The organism is Pseudomonas sp. TE3911, assembly GCF_054062775.1.
Genome location: NZ_JBSSFP010000001.1, coordinates 3,239,035 through 3,254,580, shown reverse-complemented (window position 1 = coordinate 3,254,580; position 15,546 = coordinate 3,239,035). Strand labels below are relative to the sequence as shown.

14 protein-coding genes are annotated in these 15,546 nt (G+C 58.5%); 4 read left to right on the top strand and 10 right to left on the bottom strand.

Annotated features, from left to right (window positions below; all coding sequences use genetic code 11):
• The first annotated feature begins 37 nt into the window (after positions 1 to 37).
• Both ACVWXD_RS14575 and ACVWXD_RS14570 read left to right on the top strand, forming a co-directional pair.
• A complete protein-coding gene (locus ACVWXD_RS14575; RefSeq protein ID WP_183702186.1) occupies positions 38 to 613 on the top strand; it encodes a hypothetical protein in 576 nt (191 codons plus the stop codon).
• Between the two features lie 33 nt (positions 614 to 646).
• Complete coding sequence (locus tag ACVWXD_RS14570; protein ID WP_183702183.1) at positions 647 to 1,585, top strand: LysR substrate-binding domain-containing protein; 939 nt, start codon at positions 647 to 649, stop codon at positions 1,583 to 1,585.
• On the opposite strand, the gene ACVWXD_RS14565 is transcribed toward ACVWXD_RS14570, so the two are convergent.
• The 7 genes from ACVWXD_RS14565 to ACVWXD_RS14535 are packed head-to-tail and all read right to left on the bottom strand — an operon-like array spanning position 1,577 to position 9,148.
• Positions 1,577 to 2,722 carry a CaiB/BaiF CoA transferase family protein gene (locus ACVWXD_RS14565; protein WP_457371140.1) on the bottom strand — a complete coding sequence of 382 codons (1,146 nt, stop codon included), beginning with the start codon at positions 2,720 to 2,722 and terminating at the stop codon, positions 1,577 to 1,579. The two genes, ACVWXD_RS14570 and ACVWXD_RS14565, sit on opposite strands and share 9 nt — an antisense overlap.
• A 26-nt stretch (positions 2,723 to 2,748) precedes the next feature.
• The gene (locus ACVWXD_RS14560; RefSeq protein ID WP_183702180.1) at positions 2,749 to 3,474 is read right to left on the bottom strand and encodes an enoyl-CoA hydratase-related protein; all 726 of its coding nucleotides are present in this window, start codon (positions 3,472 to 3,474) and stop codon (positions 2,749 to 2,751) included.
• Positions 3,471 to 4,481: a nitronate monooxygenase gene (locus tag ACVWXD_RS14555; RefSeq protein WP_183702178.1), complete on the bottom strand. Its 1,011-nt coding sequence runs from the start codon at positions 4,479 to 4,481 to the stop codon at positions 3,471 to 3,473. Before ACVWXD_RS14555 ends, ACVWXD_RS14560 begins: the two co-directional genes overlap by 4 nt.
• 26 nt (positions 4,482 to 4,507) lie before the next feature.
• Complete coding sequence (locus ACVWXD_RS14550) at positions 4,508 to 4,951, bottom strand: PaaI family thioesterase (RefSeq protein ID WP_457371139.1); 444 nt, start codon at positions 4,949 to 4,951, stop codon at positions 4,508 to 4,510.
• Between the two features lie 10 nt (positions 4,952 to 4,961).
• Positions 4,962 to 5,753, bottom strand: a complete 792-nt coding sequence (locus tag ACVWXD_RS14545; RefSeq protein ID WP_183702175.1) for an enoyl-CoA hydratase — start codon at positions 5,751 to 5,753, stop codon at positions 4,962 to 4,964.
• 46 nt (positions 5,754 to 5,799) lie between these two features.
• Complete coding sequence (locus ACVWXD_RS14540; protein WP_183702332.1) at positions 5,800 to 7,449, bottom strand: electron transfer flavoprotein-ubiquinone oxidoreductase; 1,650 nt, start codon at positions 7,447 to 7,449, stop codon at positions 5,800 to 5,802.
• 10 nt (positions 7,450 to 7,459) lie between these two features.
• Complete coding sequence (locus tag ACVWXD_RS14535; protein ID WP_183702173.1) at positions 7,460 to 9,148, bottom strand: MFS transporter; 1,689 nt, start codon at positions 9,146 to 9,148, stop codon at positions 7,460 to 7,462.
• A 26-nt stretch (positions 9,149 to 9,174) separates the two neighbouring features.
• Here ACVWXD_RS14535 and ACVWXD_RS14530 point away from each other — a divergent pair, with 26 nt between their 5' ends.
• Positions 9,175 to 10,125: a crotonase/enoyl-CoA hydratase family protein gene (locus ACVWXD_RS14530; protein ID WP_457371138.1), complete on the top strand. Its 951-nt coding sequence runs from the start codon at positions 9,175 to 9,177 to the stop codon at positions 10,123 to 10,125.
• Positions 10,126 to 10,142: 17 nt separating this feature from the next.
• Positions 10,143 to 11,378 (top strand): CaiB/BaiF CoA transferase family protein, encoded by a 1,236-nt coding sequence (locus ACVWXD_RS14525; protein WP_183702170.1) that lies wholly within the window; start codon positions 10,143 to 10,145, stop codon positions 11,376 to 11,378.
• Positions 11,379 to 11,666: 288 nt separating this feature from the next.
• Here the strand turns inward: ACVWXD_RS14525 and ACVWXD_RS14520 are convergent, their stop codons facing one another.
• From ACVWXD_RS14520 to ACVWXD_RS14510, 3 genes are all read right to left on the bottom strand, one after another.
• Complete coding sequence (locus ACVWXD_RS14520) at positions 11,667 to 12,428, bottom strand: DUF2889 domain-containing protein (RefSeq protein ID WP_183702167.1); 762 nt, start codon at positions 12,426 to 12,428, stop codon at positions 11,667 to 11,669.
• A gap of 24 nt (positions 12,429 to 12,452) precedes the next feature.
• Complete coding sequence (locus tag ACVWXD_RS14515; RefSeq protein WP_457371593.1) at positions 12,453 to 13,499, bottom strand: methyl-accepting chemotaxis protein; 1,047 nt, start codon at positions 13,497 to 13,499, stop codon at positions 12,453 to 12,455.
• Positions 13,500 to 14,236: 737 nt separating this feature from the next.
• Positions 14,237 to 15,187 carry an SDR family NAD(P)-dependent oxidoreductase gene (locus tag ACVWXD_RS14510; RefSeq protein ID WP_183702161.1) on the bottom strand — a complete coding sequence of 317 codons (951 nt, stop codon included), beginning with the start codon at positions 15,185 to 15,187 and terminating at the stop codon, positions 14,237 to 14,239.
• Positions 15,188 to 15,546: the final 359 nt, after the last annotated feature.

Here is a 15,546-nt window from a genome sequence, read left to right as displayed (position 1 = left end):
GCTGCCGTATCTGCTCACTGCATCCCATGAGGTTTACATGGCACATCTGCCCGCTTTTCCAACTGTCGCGAAGGTGATGGTCACGCTTTTCATTGAAGGAACTCCTGAGTTTATCGACGATTTTCTGGTGATCTGCGTCCCTTCGCCGACACTCCGTCCTCAGGAAGTGGCAACGGCCGAACTGTATTTCGACACCTTGCTCGCCAAGCCCGGTTCTTTGGCGCGTGCCAGTCGTGACGTTTCCAGCCACCAACAGGCATGGCAGAGCGGCGAAACACGCTCCCAAAGTAGCCGCGTAAAAACACTGATAAAGGACACGAGTGCTCCGACCAGCAAGCGCCGCCAGTTGGAAGTAGATTTCAGAATGGAAGCTGAACTTCAGCCCGCCACGGTAAAGGCGGCTGAGTTGTTCCTGATTCGCTTGCTCAAACAGCATTTTCCCAATGGCAGCATTGCAGCCAGCTGGCGGGCCGACCTTAGCGACGGGGCGATCTGGTACGGGGACACGCAATTCGCCTATAACTTGATCCAGCCGGGCGTTGCCGGCCTGCACCCCGATGTTCACGCCGGTCTGGTCGAGCACTTCTCAGCCCCGCGTTGGAGCGCAATCTGATTTCCCCCAAGTCCCTATGAGCAGGTATCAATGATGGAACTGCGGCAGCTCAGACACTTCATCGTGGTAGCCGAAGAGTTGCATTTCGGTCGAGCGGCCACGCGGCTTGGAATGGCGCAACCCCCTCTTAGCCAATCCATTCAGCGGTTGGAAGAGTCACTGGATGCGCGCTTGCTGGACCGTACCAGCCGACAAGTCAGTTTGACGCCTGCTGGCAAAGTCCTGCAGCGAGAGGCCATGACTATCATTGCTCAGGTTGATTTTGCCGAGCAGGCAGTACGCCGCCAGGCGCGGGGAGAATTGAGCCGAATGCGAATCGCGTTCTCACCGATGAGCGCGATGCGGATCTTGCCGGCGGCGGTCAAGGTGTTCAATGAGCGCTGGCCCAATATCGAAGTCCACCTTGATGAACAGCTCAGCACCCAACAGATCGAGGGGCTGCGTAACGGTAGCCTGGACATCGGCATTCTCAACCGCAACATGGTCAATACCGACGGCCTTGACGTCAGAGTCATTGAGTATTCCCGAGTCATTGCAGCGGTACCCGCCAGGTGGAAGCTGGCTGACGAGAATGGAACCTTGCGGCTGGCAGAACTCGCCGGTCATTCGTTTGTGCTGTCGCCGCAGCATCTGACGCCTCACTTTCACACGGCACTTGAGTCCGCGTGCCGCAAAGCCGGGTTTTCACCCAAGCGCATTCAACAAGTTGCGCAGCCGTACAGCATGTTCAATCTGGTCGCCAACGAGCTGGGGATCGGTTTCGTGCAGGACACTGCGCGGCACCTGCCGATAGAAGGTGTGCGATTCGTCACGGTACGAGACCTGCCTGATTCGATGCATGGTGAAGCAGCGGTCGCCTGGGTACCTCGTGCATTGACCCCTGCCCTGCGGGCGATGATCAGCCTGATCGAACGCATTGCCGAGCGTGAGCGTGCAGCACCCGACGAAGTGCCCGTTGATCATTCAGTGTGAGTGGATGACCCCCGCGCGACGCAATGCGGCAATCTCCTGTTCGCGATAACCCAGCGCCGCCAATATCGTGGCGTTGTCCTCACCCAAACGCGGTACGCGCAGGTTCGGAGTGCCGGGCTCTTCTTGGAATTTGAGTGGCGTGCCAATGTGCTCACGGCCTTGATTATCGACAAGGAGCATCTGTCGCGCTTGCGTCTGCGGGTGCCTGAGGGCATCCCGCAAATCAAGCACTGGCGCGGCACTGATACCACGCGTCTCCAGCCAGGGTAGCCAATAGGTCCGCGGCTGTTTGCTGAAAACCTCTGCAAGGAAGGCATGCACGGGCCCTTGGTCACCGCTCGTCGCTCCTGTGGCGGCTTCGATCAGGTCCGCTCGGCCCAGAGGCCTCAGCAGGTTTTCGCAGAACACGCGCTCCCGGCCACCCAGGCAAAGCCACAGACCGTCAGAGGTACGGTAAGCGCTGCACATTGCCAGACTCTGATTCTCCGCAGGGTCGCCTGTACGGGAGCGGAAGGGTTGCGCCGGCAAGAGGCAGTCGCGCATGGCTATGTCGATGCGTTCACCGCGACCGTTGCTGCGGGCGCTGAGTAATGCCATCAGAATCGCGACTAACCCGTTCAGTGCGCCGGCCAGCGCCGCAGTGGGCAGGCAGTCGGTCACCGGCGTTGCGTCATCGGCCAAGGGGAGGGAGCCTCCAAACGCCTGAACAACGCTGTCATGGGCCGGGGTGTCGCGCAAGGGGCCGGTTTGGCCAAAGGCACTCAACGAGCAGTAGGTCAACCGGGGGTTACGCTGGCGCAGAGTCTCGTAATCCATGCCAAGACGTTCGGCCACGCCCGGACGAAATGACTCGACCAACACGTCGGCGTCTTTGACCAGACTGTAGAGGATCTCCTTGGCGGCGATGTGCTTAAGGTCCAGGGACAGGCTGTATTTGCCCCGGTTGCAACTGGCAAAAAATCCCACGGTTGCAGCAGCTAGATCAGGATCGTCGCGGTGTTCATGTTGGCGGGTCGGGTCGCCGCCAGGGGATTCGATCTTAATTACCTCGGCTCCATGGTCGGCCATCATCCCTGTCAGGACGGAACCGGGCATGAACTGTGTCAGGTCCAAGACTTTTACGCCGTTAAGTTTCATCGCAGCTCCAGAGTAAGGCGGTTGTTTCAGGGAGTTTTCCATGTTGTGCCGCCCTTTAGCTTGCTGGCCGCCAGCGCCTTCTTTTCCAGCTGTTGGGCGTTGGCCAACGAGCTGCGCGCGCCATCATCCAGTACACGTTTGACCGTGCCCACCAGATGAGCGTCGTGGCTTGCGATGCATTCTGCAAGGCTCTGCACGTAAGCGAGTAAGGTCTCTGGTGCCTGCAATTCGTTGACAAGCCCGATGCGCAGGGCTGTTTCGGCGTCGATCGGCTGGCCGGTCAGGCTCAGCTGTTTGCCCCACCGCACGCCAACAGCGAAAGGCAAGCGCGATGTCGCACCGCTTCCCGACAACGCGCCGATTTTGGTATGGGTGTCGGCAAAGCGAGCCAGTGTGGAGGCAATGATGAAATCGCAGCCCAAGGCCAGTTCCAGCCCGCCGGTCATGGCCGCTCCGTTCACGGCGGCGATAATCGGCTTGCTCAGGTTGGGCACCAAGTCGAGCAGTGCCGCGACTTCATGGCGAGGTGCATCGGGTGCTGAAAAGTCTTTGAGGTCGAGCCCGGCGCAAAATGCCGGGTCACTCCCAGTCAAGGTGGCCACGCGTAACTCGGGATCATTCTCGAACGCCGTCAGCGCCAGGATCAGCGCCCGGGCCAGTTCCAGATTAAGCGCATTGCGCGCTGCCGGGCGGTTAAGGGTCAGTGCCAGCACGCCTTTACTTCGGGATTGAATCAGAACGTCAGTCGTCATACGGAGTGCCTGTCGACCAGTGCCAATTCGTTGAGACGCCGCATGGCTTGCATTGCGTCGTCGAGCATTTCATCGAAGATGAGTTCGACCGGCTTGATGGCATCGGCAAAAATCACCGCTGGCCCATAGTCCAGCATGCCCTTACTGCTGTCCCCCGAAGCGTAGGCCTGGGTGGCAAGAGCGCCGATCACATGCGGACGGTATTGTTCGAAGTCGGTTACCTGGGCTTCATCCAGCTCGATCACGGCCCGAGCACTGTCGTTGTGCAATACCCGGTGGTGGTCGCGGATGGCTCTCTTGACCACTACGCTTTCGCTGCCATCCCCCCTCACTACCAGTTGTTTGTAGTGCTCATGAATGTTCAACTCTTCAGCCACCAGCATGCGCGAGCCCATGATCACTGCATCGGCCCCCATGGCAAGGGTTGCCGCGACTTGCTTACCCGTGCCGATACCGCCGCCGATGATCACCGGCAGATCAATGACGGCGGGACCATGTGCGCCCTGGACCATGCTGCTGATGCCGAATATACCGGGGTGTCCCCCGCAGTCATTCCCGACGATGATTACGGCATCGACGCCAAAACGGGCAGCCGTATGAGCGTATTTCACGGCGGGTACCTTGTGCAGAACCTTGATCCCGGCTTCTTTAAGGCGCGCCACGATGGGTTCCGGACTGGCCCCGGCGGTCTCCACGCACATCACTTCTTCGTCGATAAGGATCTGCAATTGACGGTCCAGGCGCTCGGCACCGCCGGCTTGGCGGGAAATATAGAGGTTTACGCCAAAAGGCATTCCACCGGTCAATGCTTTGCAGGTACGCAGTTGGTCACGAAATTCGTCGGGGTCCGGAAAACCAGCGGCGACGATAAAGCCCATGCCGCCAGCCTTGACAACGGCGGCCACGTAGCGTGAGTCAGACACTTTGGGCCCCATGCCGCCGCACAGAATGGGGTGGCGGATACCAAGCATTTCGGTAATCCGCGTCTTGAACAGAGCTTCACGCATTGAGAGTCTCCGAGTTATCGTCAGGTTCAGATATCGCCGTTGAGCGGCTTGTTCATGTACTTGAATGTGCCGCTGGCGGTGGCAATCAATTGCCCCTCACGGTCATATACGTCACCTTCGCAAAATGCCAGAGAGCGAGTCCCGTGGCGCAATCGGCCGCTGGCGCGCAAGGTTGCGCCAACCGCACCACCGGGGCGGATGAAGTTGCATTTCATCTCCACGGTGACACTGGAACGATCAAGGTCATCGCCATGCCGGGCGGCGCTGGCCATCGCCATGTCGAGCAACGTCATGATCAAGCCCCCATGGGCCTGCATGCCGCCGTTCATGTGCTTTCTATCGAGATTAACCACCATGGTTGCGCCTTTGTCCTGGCGCTCGACCATAACGTTCAAGTGATCGAGAAACGGTACTTCCATGCGGTATTCGGAATAGGGCATCAGCGTTGCGCTATCTTTTTTTATGGTCATGACTCCGCCCTCAGCGATGTTTGAACACGGCAGCGCGTTTTTCGCTGAAGGCTGCCATTCCTTCTTTCTGATCTTCAGTGCCGAATGTGACATAGGACATGCGGCGCTCGTACATCACACCTTCTGTCAGGGAGCTTTCGAACGCTCGGTTGACGCACTCCTTGGCAATCATCGAGACCGGCAGCGAGAAGCTGGCAATTTTCTTCGCCAGCAGCAGGGCTTGATCCAGCAGCTCGGCGACGGGTAGCACCTGACTGACCAATCCACAGTGTTCGGCCTCTTTGGCGAGCATGGGACGCCCGCTCAGGATCATTTCCATGGCCTTGGATTTGCCAATGGCGCGGGTCAACCGCTGCGTACCGCCGGCACCGGGAATCGTGGCCAGTGTGATTTCCGGCAGGGCGAAGCGTGCGTTGTCGGCAGCGAGGATGATGTCGCACATCATCGCCAGCTCGCAGCCGCCACCCAATGCCAAACCGGCGACTGCCGCCACAACCGGTTTGCGACAGCGCGTTGCGCGCTCCCAATTGGCAGTGATGAACTGGCGTTTGAACACGTCCATCATGTCCCACTCGCGCATCATCTTGATGTCTGCCCCGGCGGCGAAGGCCTTGTCACTGCCAGTGATGACAATCGCGCCAATAGCGTCGTCAGCTTCGAAAGCATCGAGTGCCAGTGTCAGTTCATCCATCAACTGATCGTTGAGGGCGTTGTAGGCTTCGGGTCGGTTCAAGCGGATCAGGCCGACCCGGTCATGCACCTCAAGGATCAGCGTGTGCGGGGTCAAGTGTTGATAGCTCATGTCTGGCTCCAGGTTGCTGGACGTCGCAAGGACGGTCTGCGGCGGTTTACATATTGGGATAGTTGGGACCACCGGCCCCTTCAGGCACCCACCAGGTGATGTTCTGCGACGGGTCCTTGATGTCGCAGGTCTTGCAGTGCACGCAGTTCTGGGCGTTGATCTGGAAGCGCTTCTCGCCGTCTTCCCGGGCGATGACTTCGTACACGCCGGCCGGGCAATAGCGCTGCGCCGGTTCATCGTAGAGCGGCAGGTTGGTGCCGATCGGGATGCTCGGGTCCTTGAGCTTCAAGTGGCACGGCTGTTCTTCTTCGTGGTTAGTACTGGAGAGGAACACCGAACTCAGCTTGTCGAAGCTCAGCTTGCCGTCGTGTTTCGGGTAGTCGATTTTCTGGCTGTCCTTGGCCAACTTCAGGCAGGCGTAGTCCGGCTTGGTGTCGTGCAGGGTCAACGCAATCTTGCCGCCAAACAGGTTCTGGTCGACGAAGTTGAACGCGCCGCCGAGGATCGGGCCGAACTTGTGCAGTGCCGCGCCGAAGTTACGGCTGGCGAACAGCTCTTCATACAGCCAGCTCGACTTGAACGCGTCGACGTAGGTGTTCAGCTCATCGCCACCTTCCTTACCCGCGAACAGCGCTTCAGCCACGGCGTCAGCGGCGAGCATGCCGGACTTCATCGCAGTGTGGCTGCCCTTGATCTTGGCGAAGTTCAGCGTGCCGAGGTCGCAGCCGATCAACGCGCCGCCCGGAAAGACCATTTTTGGCAGCGAGTTGAGGCCGCCTTTGCAGATGGCACGAGCGCCGTAGCTGATGCGTTTGCCACCTTCCAGGTACTGGCTGATCACCGGGTGATGCTTGAGGCGCTGGAACTCATCGAACGGCGACAGGAAGGCATTGCTGTAGGACAGGTCGACGATCAGGCCAACCACCACCTGGTTGTTTTCCAGGTGATAGAGGAACGAGCCACCGGTGTTTTCGTTGCGCATGATGTCCAGCGGCCAGCCGGCGGTGTGCACCACCAGGCCTGGCTGATGCTTGGCCGGGTCGATTTCCCAGATTTCCTTGAGGCCGATGCCGTAGTGCTGGGCGTCGGCGTCGCTGTCCAGGTTGAAGCGCTGGATCAGTTGCTTGCCGATGTGGCCACGGCAGCCTTCGGCGAACAGCGTGTACTTGCCACGCAGCTCCATGCCGGGGGTATAGAGGCCTTCTTTCGGGTTGCCTTCACGGTCGACACCGAGGTCGCCGGTGATGATCCCGCGCACCACGCCGTTCTCGTCGAACAGCGCTTCCTGGGCGGCGAAGCCTGGGTAGATTTCCACGCCCAGGTTCTCGGCCTGCTGGGCCAGCCAGCGGCACAGGTTGCCCAGGGAGATGATGTAGTTGCCTTCGTTGTGCATGGTCTTGGGCACAAAGAAGTCGGGCACCTTGGTCGAGGTGTCGGCGCTGCGCAGCACATAGATGTCATCGCGCACCACGGGGGTGTTGAGCGGGGCGCCGAGCGCCTTCCATTCCGGGAACAGTTCGTTGAGGGCGCGGGGTTCGAACACGGCGCCGGAGAGGATGTGTGCGCCGACTTCGGAGCCTTTTTCGACCACGCAGACGCTGATGTCCTTACCGGCTTCGGCGGCCTTCTGCTTCAGACGGCAAGCGGCGGCAAGGCCGGCGGGGCCGGCACCGACGATGACCACGTCGAATTCCATGTGTTCACGATCAGACAAAACTCTTTCCTCCAGGGGGCGGTGTACCGGCGGCTACGATGGCCTCGGTTGTTTTTCGGATAGCGGTATCTGCCGCGGCGTCGGGATAGGGCGCGACGATATACAGCGACATCACCGCGCTTGAACCGGGCTTGAAGAACTGACTCAGTGCTTGTTCCTGCTCTCGGTCGGCCAGCGTCGAGCGTCCCCGCTGGCGTTGATGTTCACCCCAGGAGGCAATGATGAAGCGCTCGCTGAAATGCTCCGGGTCGGCGATATCACGGTACAACAGCCAATGGCTTGCCCCGTCACGACGGCGAACCTTGCCTAACTGATAAATGCCTTGGGTGAACGCGAGACGGTTTTCGTACGGGATGTGATAGTCGACCTGCACCGCTACCGGGCCATCGTCGGGGCCCAGGTGGCCCACGATCGTTGGTTCTGCCCAGTGTTGAGACAATGTGACATCGTCATCGTGGCCCATGCGAACGGGCAACCTACGGGTCAGTAACAGGCTCAGGCCAATCAGGCCAGCTGCAAGCGTCAACGTCTGTGCGACGCTCAAATGACTGGCAATGCTGCCCCAAAACACCCCTCCAAGAGCCATGGAACCCTGAAAGGTCAGCATGAAAATGGCCAATGCCCGCGCCCTGACCCAGGCGGGAAGGCTGGTCTGATAGGCTGCACTGATGGTTGAGTTGAAACTGATCCAACTCGCGCCACCCATGATCAGAGCAGGACAGATCACCCAGAGTGAAGTCGCCCAGGCGGCAATTAATATGGCGCCGGCAAACACAAGGTTCGACACCATCACCAACTGCTGCAGGTTGCTGACGTGATTGCGAAAGCGTTGTAGCAATAAACCGCCCGCCACCGCACCCACGCCCAGGCTGCCTAGCAACAGCCCATAAACACTGGAACCTCCTGCCTCGATATTTTTTGCCACCAGTGGCAGTAGCGCCCATAAACCGCTCGCGCAGCCGATAAAGGCGAAGGTGCGAATGATGTGGCCATGCAAGGGTTTGGCATGTCGGACGTAGCGCAATCCTCCACGCATGGCAGGAAACAGTCGCTCTGTTGTCAGCGGTGGGGCAACGTTGGGGCGGTACGCGAAGATGAAGAGCGACAGCACAATCAGGAACAACACGATGTTGATGGTGAACACCATTTTGGCACCCGCTGCTGCGATGACCAGCCCGGCGAGGGCCGGTCCGACAGCGCGAGCGGCGTTATAGGCAATGCCGTTGAGGTTGATGGCCGCCTGCAAGGCGACGCGAGGTACAGCGTCCGAGGTGGAGGCCTGCCAGGCGGGGATGCTTGCGGCACTGCCACTGCCCAGCAAAAAGGTCAGGAGCAAGAGGCTCCATGGGGTAATGGCATCGAGCTGCAATAGAAGGCATAACAGTCCCGTGGCGATCAACATCCAAGTATGGGTCAGCAGCAACAACTTGCGTTTTTCGACCAGGTCGGCCATGACCCCCGCAGGCAACCCGAACATAAAGGCAGGCAACGTAATTGCGGTCTGAATCAGCGCGACCATCAGCGGTGAGTCACTGATGGACGTCATCAGCCAGGCCGCCGCGACGTTCTGCATCCAGACACCGATATTGGCAGTGAGCGTGGCAATCCAAACTGCGCGAAACAGCGGATAGTGCAGCGGCGACAAGGAGACGGCAGAGGTTTCAGGTTCACGCTGCGGCATGTGTCCACCCGGTGTCGGAACGGTCCTTGAACAGGACTGATGCTATTGTCAATATTGTGAACAGTGTTTATCATTCTGAACACGACTTTGGTGGCTGTCAATGCGCTTGCATGGGTTTATGGCGGGTTGAGCAGGGTACCGATGTCACGATGCAAGGCAGTCAACTAGGGGGCAGGGGCATGACCGACACACGCGATCCAGACGGGCAAGTAACCGCCCGGCAACAGGGCAATATCTTGCTGATCGGCATCGATCGGCCAGAAAAGCGCAACGGCTTCACACCCAAAATGTTCGAAGAACTGGCAAGGGCGTTTACCCGACTGGAAGCGTCGCCGCAATTGTTTTGCGGATTGTTGTACGCCGAAGGTGATCACTTCACCGCCGGTTTGGACATGCCAAAGATCGCGCCGCTGCGAAAGGAAGGCAAAGCGCTGTTTCCGGCCAGTGAGGCAGACCCTTTCAACCTGCGTGAACCGTTACGCAAAAAGCCGGTGGTCATCGCCCTCAAAGGTATTTGCTTCACGGTTGCGGTCGAGTTAATGCTGGCCAGCGACATTGCGGTCGCTGCGAGCAACTGCCGGTTCTCTCAGTTGGAGGTCAAGCGCGGGATCATGGCCGGCTGCGGCGCGACGATCAGGATGGTCGAGCGCACAGGCTGGGGCAATGCGATGAAGGTGCTCCTGACCGGCGACGAGTTCAGTGCCCAGGAGGCCTATCGCATGAACTTCGTGCAGGATGTGGTTGAGCCCGGCGAAGAGTTTGCAAAGGCCCTTGAGTACGCGGAAAAAATCGCGGCTCAAGCGCCGCTGGCGGTTCAGGCAACACGTGAGAATGCGCGTGTTTCCCTCGGGCAAGGCTGGCTGACGGCGTACTCGAAGATTCAATCGACGCAGAAGTTTCTCTACAACACTGAAGACGCCAAAGAGGGCGTACAGTCGTTTGTCGAAAAACGTACTGCGCGTTTTATCGGACGTTAAGGAAAGGACATAACAAAATGGCTAAAGGCCCGCTTTCTCGTATCCGCGTGCTGGATATGAGCCGAATTCTCGCCGGCCCCTGGGCAGCACAGATGCTTGCCGACCTCGGCGCCGAAGTGATCAAGATCGAACGCCCAGGCAAGGGCGATGATTCACGCCAGTTTGGTCCACCCTTCCTCAAGGATGCCGAGGGTAACAACACGCGCGAGTCGTCGTTTTACATCAGCACCAACCGCAACAAGAAATCCCTCAGTTGTGACATTGCGAAACCGGAGGGGCAGGCGTTGATCCGCGCACTGGTCGCCAAGTGCGACGTGCTGTTGGAAAACTATAAGGTCGGTGATCTGAAGCGCTACGGGCTTGATTATGAAAGCCTCAAACAGGTCAACCCGAACCTTATTTATTGTTCATTGACCGGGTTTGGCCAGACTGGCCCCTATGCGCCTCGTCCGGGTTACGACTCGATCTTCCAGGCCATGGGGGGGTTGATGAGTATCACCGGTCTGCCGGACGATGTCCCGGGCGGTGGCCCGATGAAAACCGGACCCAGCCTGGCCGACATCCTGGCGGGTCAATATGCGGCGTATGCGATTCAGGCAGCCCTCTATGCTCGGGATCTGAATGGCGAGCCGGGGCAGCATATCGACGTCGCCCTGCTGGACTCGTTGATCGCCGCGACCTCGCATTACGCCAGTCAGTACCTGGTCTCCGGCGACGTGCCGGTACGGCGCGGGACCGAGGGCAATGGCGGCATGCCGTCACGTATGTTCCATTGTGCAGACGGCGACATAATGGTGGTCGCCGGTAATAACGAGCAATACGCACGCCTGTGCGATGTGCTCGGTCATCCGGAGTTGACCACCGACGAGCGTTTCTCGGAAATCGCCTTGCGCGTGGTCAATCGTCGCGCGTTGGGAGAAGTGTTTGAACCGCTGGTGGCCACGTGGCAATTAAACGATTTGCTGACTGCGCTGGATGAGGCCGGAGTGCCTGCTGGTCCCATCAATACCCTGGACAAGGTGTTTGCCGACCCTCACGTTCAGTCGCGCACTATGTGTGTTGAGGCCAAACATGCCTTGTCAGCCAGTGGCACGGTAAAGCTGGTGGCCAACCCGGTGAAGTTCTCCGGGACGCCGATCACCGAGTACACGGCGCCGCCGATCCAGGGAGAACACACGGACGAAATTCTCAAGGGTTTATTGGGATTGGATGACTTTGCGGTCCAGGACTTGCGAAAAAAGCGGATTGTCTGAGCGGCACTCGGAAGAGGAGGGCGCCAACGGGTAATGCCGTAGGAGCGAGCTCGCTCGCGAAAAACGCCAACGATAACGCGTACTGCCTGGTTTGACGCGGTGTGCTGGAGTTCTTCGCGAGCAAGCTCGCTCCTACAAAAAAGCCTTAACTGACTGGCATGAGCATAGGTATCTACACAACTTCCTGCGAACGCAAAATTTATGGAAAGTGGGCTCGCCACAGGGAGATTTGTCAGCCTATGGAAGTTGTGTAGATACCAATGCTGGCATGAGGTGCCATCGGGCCCTTCACTCGAACAGCAACAGGTCCTGCGGTCGCTCACTGAAGTCGCGCACGGTGCCCAATACGGGCAGGGCGCGGTCAATGACGTTGGCTTGAAACGCATGGCAAGCGCCCAGCAGTGCTTTGACAGGCTGGTCCCGAGCGGCACGCATCGCCTCCACATCCAGTCGGCGGGCGCGAGCGACCATCATTGCAATTTGCAGGATATAGGCCGCTTCCAGCCGGTCACCGCAATAGTCCTGCGCGGCCCAGTGTGAAAAGCCATTGCGCAAGGGTTTTCCCGCTTGTTCGGCAGGCCCCAGCAAGGCGTCGAGATCAGTCTCCCAGGCCAGGATTTCCCGGCCGTTGAGTTGCACATTGACCCGAGTCATACCCTCGCGCACGTCCGGTACTTCAATGTCGTAAAGGCGCGTGTTCTCGCACCGGCCAGCGTGTGCCATCGCCAACCACAGCAAATCATGTAAGTGCGTGCAATGCAGGCGAGGCGCCGTGTCTTTGCGAAATTGCAGACGATCCGGCGTCAGAGGGTGACCCACCAACGCGTGCAACAAGGCTGGTGCTTCCAGGCAGGCGGTGGTCGGAATGCGCAGGCTCTGGGCGGTAATGTGGGTCAAGTACTGCTCGTCATGCTCCAGCGCCAGGCGAAAACCGTGATAGTCATCTTCCAGTTCGGCGACTACGGTGCGGCCATTGCGTTGAAGCAATATCCGTCGTCGATAACAGCCCTGACCGTAAAAAGCGTTCAGTGGAATCAAGTCATCTTGCATAACGTTTCCCGTGGTACATCCGATTCAGACCCGGAACTGGCCAGCCGTGGCCTGCAGCGAGCGCGCGAGGGTATTGAGTTGGTTGGAGATTTCCGACGTCTGACTCGCTGAATGACTGTTTTCTTCACTCATGCGCGCCACCAATTCTACCCGGCGTGCGATGTCTTGTGTGGCGGTGTTCTGTTGATCGATGGCGCTGGCGATCAAGTCGATGGCATCGCCGACCTGGCTGGCGCTGACACGAATCGTCTGCATCCGATCAGCTACCTGGTCCGACAGCTGCTTGCCGGCCACCACGCGATCGGTGACGCTGAGCATTCGGCTCATCGCCTCGCGCGCGGATGCCTGGATCGTTGTCACCACCTGCGCGATTTCATCCGATGACACTGAGGTGCGCCCAGCGAGCTTGCGAACTTCGTCTGCCACCACGGCAAAACCGCGTCCTTGCTCGCCGGCGCGTGCAGCTTCAATGGCGGCATTAAGCGCCAACAGATTCGTTTGCTCCGCGACGTCACGAATAACCTGCATGACCAGGGATATTTTGTCTGATTGCTGCCCCAGATCAGTAATGGTGACGCCGGTATCACTGACCGTTGAGGCGATCAGATCCATTTCCAGGGTATTGCGCGTGATAATGGCGCTGCCCTGACTTGCTGTTTCGCCGGCTTGCTGAGCGCGCAGCAGTGCGTCCTGCGTGCTTTCACTGACCTGACCAATGCTGACCGACATCTGCTCGACCGCCGCAGCGATCAGGGTCGCAGCCTCGCTCTGACTGGTGGAGGAGGCTGACACGTGGCGCGAGGCGTTATAGGCGCTGTCGGCCACTTGGGTGAGTTGGTCGGCGTTGTTCAGCACCTCTCGCAACGACAGCTGCAGCTTATCGAGTAATTGGTTAAAGGCGCCGGCGGTCTGGCTGGTCTCATCACGTCCGCGAACCTGAGCGCGCAAGGTGAAATTATTGCTTTGGGCGACTTCGACGATGGTGCCGCGCATAGTGGTGAGGGCACCGACAATGTTGCGGGCGACCAGAAAGGTGATCAAGCTCAGGCCGATCACGGCTGCGCCAGACATGAGCAGGATCCATTGCAGTGCGCGTTGTTGGGCATGTTCGCCGTCGAGTTTTGCCTGGTTGGCATAACCTTTGTTGAGCTTGATCAGTTTATCCAGTGCCACGGCCAGGTTGTTGACCGCGCTTTGGGCGACCTGATCCAGACCGGTTACCTCGCTCATGTTCTGCCGTAATGCATTCCAGGATGTGGCCGTACGCAACTGTTCGAGTAGCCGATGGATTGAGTCATTGCTGTCTTTGAAATTCGCCCATTCGCTCTGAACGGATTTCCATGACTCGATTTCTTCCGGGTTTTTAGGCAGTTTTGCGTAGCTGTCATAGGCTTGAGCGGCCATGCGTTCTGCCGACTCTTTGTCCTGTGCCACGCTGCTGTAGAAGGCGTGGGCCTCTTCAATGATCAAGGTTTTATCGTCGATGGTATCGAACTGGTCCAGATTCCAGCCGATCATTTCCCGGGTCGAGTTGACCGTGCCAAGTTGCCCTAGGCGCAGGGTCAGCAGATGACTCACCGCAGGATCTGTTTCGTTGCTGATGTGGTCTAGCGCGGCGTTCAATTGGCGTATGCCATTCCAGCCGCTGAGACCGACCAGCACCAGCATCAACGTTGCAAACCCGGCCAGGAAAGCCAGTTTCGATTTGATCGAGAAGTTGCCCATGGTTGCGTGCCTTTATTATTGTTAGGGGCGGGCTTCGTCAGCGATGCGACCGCCTCCATGAGGCGGTTGCTGTCGGTAGCGCTTTACTTGCGGAAATTACGATTGATGATGTCGAATTCGTCGGACAACGAGCCGGGAATGCTATAGCTGCGGGTGTCGGTAATTTGCTCGAAGTTGGCCGCCACCTCTTCAACCGTGGCAGGTTCAAGGCGAGGACCGTTCCAGCCATCGGCAACGCCGATGAAGGCGCGTGCGTAACGACCAACCGAGGCCGAATACATGGCGTGAGTGCTTTGGCATGCCTCGCTGGCGAGATACACCACCAAGGGGGTGACAAACACCTGCTCATGGGTATTACCCAAATACTCACCGAAGGCGGCGTATTGGGCGCCGAAGGCTTCGAGTTGTTTAGGGTCCATGGCTGCCCCCATGCGCGTGTTGGCTGTCGGCAGCAACGCGTTGCACAGGACGCCGTGTTCCTTGCCTTCAAGTGACAGGATATTCATCAGACCGATCAAGCCCGCTTTGGCTGTTCCATAAGCAGTCTGTTGTGCATTGCCAAAAACGCCTGCCGCTGAGGAGGCGAATACCACCCTGCCATAGCCCTGCTTTTTCATGATCTTATACGCAGGCTGGGTGACGTAGATCGCGCCTTTGAGATGCACATCAAGGAGCGAGTCCAGGTCTTCGTCATTCAGGTCTTCAAACCGCGCATTGCGCAGATGACCCGCGTTATTGATAACGATATCGACTTTGCCAAAGGCATCCAACGCAGCCTGAACGATGGCCTCGCCTCCCGCGCGGGTTGCAACTGAGTCATAGTTGGCCACCGCCTTGCCGCCGGCAGAGCGGACTTCCTCGACCACCTGATCGGCCATCCGATGAGAGCCACCTTTGCCATCAAAACTACCGCCCAAATCATTGATCACCACTGAAGCGCCGCGTGCGGCGAGCTCCAGCGCGTAGGTCCGGCCAAGGCCGCCTCCTGAACCCGTGACGATGGCGACACGTCCGCTGAAATCCACCTTGCTCATAAAACGACCCTCTGATTGTTATTGGTGTTGTATGGTGTTGTAGAATTATTATTGAACGGTATTCATATATGTGTCCACCGTCAATGCAGTCTTGATCAAGTGATGAAGTCGCTTCAGCAATTGATTGGTCTCTGTGCGTGAGGGGCGGGGTAGGGATGGTCGGGCGAGCGAATCGTTACTGGGGTGGGATTGACAACTGAGTGCTCATGTACAATTATCTGAACGTCGTTCATCAAAATGGGGCGATAGGCACTCTTTCGCGAAACCTGGCGAGGGAGTAGATAAAAATAAAAAACGGGAGCGGTTGCCGGTATCTGGCGGCTCCTATGGGCACCTGGCGGGTGTGGCATCAGAGATGG

Excerpts from the sequence above, each read along its gene's own strand:
- ACVWXD_RS14575 (WP_183702186.1), top strand. The coding sequence starts at position 38 with ATGGCACATCTGCCCGCTTTTCCAACTGTCGCGAAGGTGATGGTCACG.
- ACVWXD_RS14570 (WP_183702183.1), top strand. The coding sequence starts at position 647 with ATGGAACTGCGGCAGCTCAGACACTTCATCGTGGTAGCCGAAGAGTTG.
- ACVWXD_RS14565 (WP_457371140.1), bottom strand. The coding sequence starts at position 2,722 with ATGAAACTTAACGGCGTAAAAGTCTTGGACCTGACACAGTTCATGCCC.
- ACVWXD_RS14560 (WP_183702180.1), bottom strand. The coding sequence starts at position 3,474 with ATGACGACTGACGTTCTGATTCAATCCCGAAGTAAAGGCGTGCTGGCA.
- ACVWXD_RS14555 (WP_183702178.1), bottom strand. The coding sequence starts at position 4,481 with ATGCGTGAAGCTCTGTTCAAGACGCGGATTACCGAAATGCTTGGTATC.
- ACVWXD_RS14550 (WP_457371139.1), bottom strand. The coding sequence starts at position 4,951 with ATGACCATAAAAAAAGATAGCGCAACGCTGATGCCCTATTCCGAATAC.
- ACVWXD_RS14545 (WP_183702175.1), bottom strand. The coding sequence starts at position 5,753 with ATGAGCTATCAACACTTGACCCCGCACACGCTGATCCTTGAGGTGCAT.
- ACVWXD_RS14540 (WP_183702332.1), bottom strand. The coding sequence starts at position 7,449 with ATGGAATTCGACGTGGTCATCGTCGGTGCCGGCCCCGCCGGCCTTGCC.
- ACVWXD_RS14535 (WP_183702173.1), bottom strand. The coding sequence starts at position 9,148 with ATGCCGCAGCGTGAACCTGAAACCTCTGCCGTCTCCTTGTCGCCGCTG.
- ACVWXD_RS14525 (WP_183702170.1), top strand. The coding sequence starts at position 10,143 with ATGGCTAAAGGCCCGCTTTCTCGTATCCGCGTGCTGGATATGAGCCGA.
- ACVWXD_RS14520 (WP_183702167.1), bottom strand. The coding sequence starts at position 12,428 with ATGCAAGATGACTTGATTCCACTGAACGCTTTTTACGGTCAGGGCTGT.
- ACVWXD_RS14515 (WP_457371593.1), bottom strand. The coding sequence starts at position 13,499 with ATGTCTGGCGCAGCCGTGATCGGCCTGAGCTTGATCACCTTTCTGGTC.
- ACVWXD_RS14510 (WP_183702161.1), bottom strand. The coding sequence starts at position 15,187 with ATGAGCAAGGTGGATTTCAGCGGACGTGTCGCCATCGTCACGGGTTCA.